We start from the raw sequence: 1275 nt of genomic DNA, 5'->3' as shown, positions 1-1275 counted from the left end.
AGCAGCATGATCGGTGGAATCGGTCACATGAAGGAGCGTGATCTGGCCTTTGATATTCAGGCTCTTCACAAACGCCAGGATCTCATATGATATGCTGGAGAGCTCAATTGGAATGAGGAGATTATCAAAAATTTCCGGATGTTGGCTGTTTTTAACATAACGGGGATACTGCATGATCAGGAGATCCCGGCTCACATTGAGGAGTAGGTTGTCTGATACTGATCCCAGGAGGAATTTTCCGACTTTCCCCCTGCCCCGTGCACCGACGATGATGCAATCGACCCGATCCTCTTCGGCAACAGATCTGATCGTTGCTTCTATTGGTTCTTTGATCTGCTCAACTATCCTGATACGGGCATTCATGCCATGGGATGAGAGGAGCAGCTGATCCCTCTCCAGCTTCTCTTTAACCTTCCCGTTCGCTCTCCCTTCAGTCACATGGAGAAGAACCGCCTCTGTGACATCCGGGATCTCAGAAGCCATTCCAAGAGCTGCATCTGCATACTCTGAAAAGTCAGTTGGTATGAGTATCCTCATGCTTCATCTACCAGATGAAAAAGATGGGAGGCTGAGGATATAAGGTGGGGGGATCTGGTTGTGTGGAGAGGGGGGTTGTGTATTGGATGATGTGAATCGGTATTGGGTAGATTTACGTGGTACTCTTCATTCTACATCGTGAGCAGATTCAATCCCACTCATTCCGTAAACGGCATATGTATTTCTGGGCATCGGTTTGTTTCCAGAGCTCTTTTCCGCAACCCTTCAATTCAAGAATATCATGTTTTCTTTTGATCGATGTGCAACCCGTCTTCATAAGTCGGATGATATCCAGGAGTATCCTCTGATAATGAGGAGGCAAGTCTCTTATTTCACTCAGGATTACCTTTTCTAAATGAGTATATCCCATTCCAATCCTCGTATGACAATCTAACTAAAAAAATGTGTAATGATCCTCAGCAGAGATCCTTAGATTGGTTCTTCCCGATCTGACGAAAGGGTAAAAAGAGATCCGGATCCCCCCCTTATGCCGGGGGGAAGACCTTCACACCCTCGTTGTCGATCCCGGTTGTTACTGCGATCTCAAGGCCGATCTTCCTGACAATCGCCTGCATCTCCACTTCAGTCCTGTCGGTTATGATCGCAACGGCGGGGCCGACAGAGCTCATTGCGACAAACTCAAGCCCGGCTTCGCGGAGGCGGCTCATGTACTCGTAGAGGGCGAAGCTGTGGTGTTCAATCTCAGCTCTTTTTGAGCCCCGGAACTCGATCTCCCAC

Annotated in this window: 1 protein-coding gene and 1 pseudogene; both read right to left on the bottom strand. The window is 48.3% G+C overall.

Features of this window, described 5'->3' with window-relative positions:
* A partial coding sequence (locus QCH34_RS12920; protein ID WP_300334730.1) for a universal stress protein occupies positions 1-537 on the bottom strand: 537 nt, incomplete at its 3' end.
* Between the two features lie 485 nt (positions 538-1022).
* A pseudogene (locus tag QCH34_RS12915) lies at positions 1023-1275 on the bottom strand (GHMP kinase); the annotation flags it as partial.

It is taken from the genome of Methanocalculus sp. (assembly GCF_029762515.1).
In the GTDB taxonomy this organism is placed as follows: Archaea; Halobacteriota; Methanomicrobia; order Methanomicrobiales; family Methanocorpusculaceae; genus Methanocalculus.
The sequence above is the reverse complement of the archived record's forward strand: the minus strand, read 5'-3'. Positions and strand labels throughout refer to the sequence as shown.